Raw genomic sequence first — 2,948 nt, forward strand, 5'->3', positions numbered from 1 at the left:
CATAAGAGTCACCTCGAATTAAAAAGAACGATCGTTCGATTTTTATTCTAGGGGCTCTACCCCGCTTCGGCTCTGCTGGTTTGTCCCAACTGGGACAAACCAGGCCTGGGTCAATTTACCGCGTTAACGCGCCGACACCGTCGTCGGCCCCGCGCCGTTGGTCGATGCCGTGCCCACGGACGTCAACGCGCCGCTGGAGCCCACGCTGTACGAGGTCACAGTGGCATCGTTGTAGTTGGTCACATACACATAGCTGCCATCGGGCGAGGTGGAAATGCCGCGCGGATTGGCGCCGGTGGCCACGGTGGCGGTGGGCAAGGCGGTGAGCTTGCCGCTGCTGGTGCTGTACTGCGACACGGTGTTATCACCCGCATTCGTCACGTAGACATAGCGCCCGCTGGGGCTGACCACCAGGTTGTGTGGCGTGGTGCCGGTGCTGACGCTGGTGGGTGACAAGGCCGTGAGCAGGCCGCCGCTGCCTATGCTGAACTGGGCCAGCTTGGCGCTGTTGGCCAGGGTCACGTAGACGTATTTGCTGCTCGGGTCGATGGCCAGATTCACCGGCCCGGTGCCCGAGCTGGTCACGCTCACCGATGCGGGTGTCAGCGCAGTCAACGCGCCACTGCTGCCCACGGCGTACTGCGAAATCGTGTTGCCGCTGCTGTTGGCCACATAGACGTACAGGCCGTCGGGGCTGACGGCCACACCGTAGGGGTTCACGCCTGCGGCCACCGCCGCGGTGGACATCGCCGTCAGCGCGCCGGTGGAGCCGATAGTGAACTGCGACACGCTGGCGTTGCCGTAATTGCTCACATACAGGTACTTGCTGTTGGGGCTGATGGCCAGGCCATAACCCGCGCTTTGGGCCGCGCCCGAACCCACTGCCGTCAACGCGCCGGTGGTACCCGAGATGCTGTAGATGCCGATGGCCGAGCTGTCGAGAAAGCCGACATAGGCAAATTTGCCGTCGGCGCTGGTGCTGAGGCTGGACGGCGAAGAGGACGTTGCCAAAGTGGCCGGGCTTTGCGCCACCAAGGCACCCGTGCTGCCCACGCTGAGCTGGGCCAGATTCATGCCGGTCAGATTGCTGGTGAAGGCGGCGTAGCTGCGGCAATTGACCACCACGCTGGTGACGGTGCTGCCACCGCTACCGCTGGCGTTGGTGGCCACGCAGGTTTGCCCGTCCGGCTGGGTGGCGACGCTGACCGTGTAGTCGCCGGTCATCTGGTCGCTGAAAGTAAAACTGCTGGCACCCGAAGCCACCGCCACGGTGGCGTTGCTGTTCATCAGCACCAGACCGTTGGTGGTCAGGCCTTTGACAGTGCCGCCCAGGGTGTAGGCGGTGCTGCTATCGCTGCCGCCGCCGCAGGCGGCCAGCAAAGAGCACAGTGCGAAGGCGAAAATACTTGGGCGAATGGAGGGCCGAGTGGTCAAGATGGTGCTTTCATGAAAGGTTTATGAAAGCCACCATAGCAGCCGAATATAAAGTTTTCTATCAAAAACCAGCCTGCCCTACCCCGGTAGAAATGGCGCTACACCTCCAGCCATTCGCGGCGCACCGCGGCATGGCTGCGCAACTGCTGCGGCGTGCCGTCGAACACCACGCGCCCACGGCCCACCACCAGAACCCGGTCGGCGATGTCTAGCGCCAACGCCAGCTTTTGCTCCACCAGCAAGATGGCCATGCCCTGGTTTTTTAACTGCTGCAAAGTAGCGGCAACCTGGGCCACCACCTGCGGGGCCAGGCCTTCGGTAGGTTCATCGACCACTAGCAGTTGCGGGTTGCCCATCAGCGCGCGGCCCAGGGCCAGCATTTGCTGTTCGCCACCTGACAGCACGCCGCCGGGGGTGTGCTGGCGGGCCTTCAAATGCGGAAACAGGGTGTAGACCGCATCGAAAGTCCACGGCCCGGTACCTTTTTGCCCCAGCAGCAGGTTCTGCTGCACGCTGAGGCGCGGGAAGATGTCACGGGCTTCGGCAACATAGGCGATGCCCTGCTGGGCGATGGCAAACGGCGGCTGGCCCACCAACTGCTGGCCGCGCCACAGGATGGAGCCCTGGCAGCGCACCAGGCCCAGCAGCGCCTTGGCGGTGGTGGAGCGGCCCGCGCCGTTGCGCCCCAGCAAGGCCACGGTTTCGCCGGGTTGGATCGCAAACGACACGCCGTGCAGCACGGGGGTTGGGCCGTAGAAGGCGCGCAGGTTTTGGACTTGCAGCATCAGGCCACCGTGCCCAGGTAAGCGGCTTGCACCCGCGGATTGGCGCGCACCGCGTCAGGCGTATCCAACGCAATGACCTCACCCGCCACCATTACGGCTATTTTGGCCGCTAGCGCATATACCACCTGCATGTCGTGCTCTATTATCAATAGCGTCTTGTTGTGCGTCACCTCGTGGATGAGTTGCACAAACCGGGCCGCCTCTTGCCCGCCCATGCCCGCCGTGGGCTCGTCCAGCAAAACCACGTTGGCACCGCCCGCGATGGTGATTCCCAGCTCCAGCACGCGCTGCTCGGCATAGGTAAGGTGGGCGGCCAGCACGTCGCGTTTGCCGTCCAGCTGTACCTGGGCCATGACCTGCTCGGCCCGCGCACGCACATCCTGCAAACCGGCCAAGCGCCGCCAAAACGTGTAGCCGTAGCCCCGGCTCCACAGCAGGCTGCAGCGCAGGTTCTCGAACACGCTGAGCTGGGCAAACAGGTTGCTGGTCTGGAAGCTGCGTGACAGGCCTGCGCGGTAGATTTCGAACGGTCTTTTGCCGTGGATGGGCTGGCCGTGCAGCAAAATCTGGCCGCTGCTGGGGGCCGCACGGCCACTGATGAGGTTGAACAGCGTGGACTTGCCCGCACCGTTGGGACCGATTAAGGCTACGCGCTCGCCTGCGGCCACGGCCAGATGGGCACCCCGGATGATCTGCGCCGGGCCGAAGTTTTTGTGCAGGGCGATGAGT

3 protein-coding genes are annotated in these 2,948 nt (G+C 63.8%); all 3 read right to left on the minus strand.

The window, feature by feature from the left end; all coding sequences use genetic code 11:
* Positions 1 to 123 precede the first annotated feature (123 nt).
* Positions 124 to 1,434 carry a beta-propeller fold lactonase family protein gene (locus ABI213_RS03100; RefSeq protein ID WP_348006598.1) on the minus strand — a complete coding sequence of 437 codons (1,311 nt, stop codon included), beginning with the start codon at positions 1,432 to 1,434 and terminating at the stop codon, positions 124 to 126.
* 98 nt (positions 1,435 to 1,532) lie between these two features.
* Positions 1,533 to 2,219, minus strand: a complete 687-nt coding sequence (locus ABI213_RS03105) for an ABC transporter ATP-binding protein (protein ID WP_348006597.1) — start codon at positions 2,217 to 2,219, stop codon at positions 1,533 to 1,535.
* Positions 2,219 to 2,944, minus strand: coding sequence for an ABC transporter ATP-binding protein (locus ABI213_RS03110; RefSeq protein WP_348026079.1), 726 nt, complete (start codon positions 2,942 to 2,944; stop codon positions 2,219 to 2,221). The genes ABI213_RS03105 and ABI213_RS03110 overlap by 1 nt, the downstream gene beginning before the upstream one ends.
* Positions 2,945 to 2,948 lie beyond the last annotated feature (4 nt).

Source organism: Rhodoferax sp., assembly GCF_039922535.1.
Taxonomy (GTDB): Bacteria; Pseudomonadota; Gammaproteobacteria; order Burkholderiales; family Burkholderiaceae_C; genus Rhodoferax_B.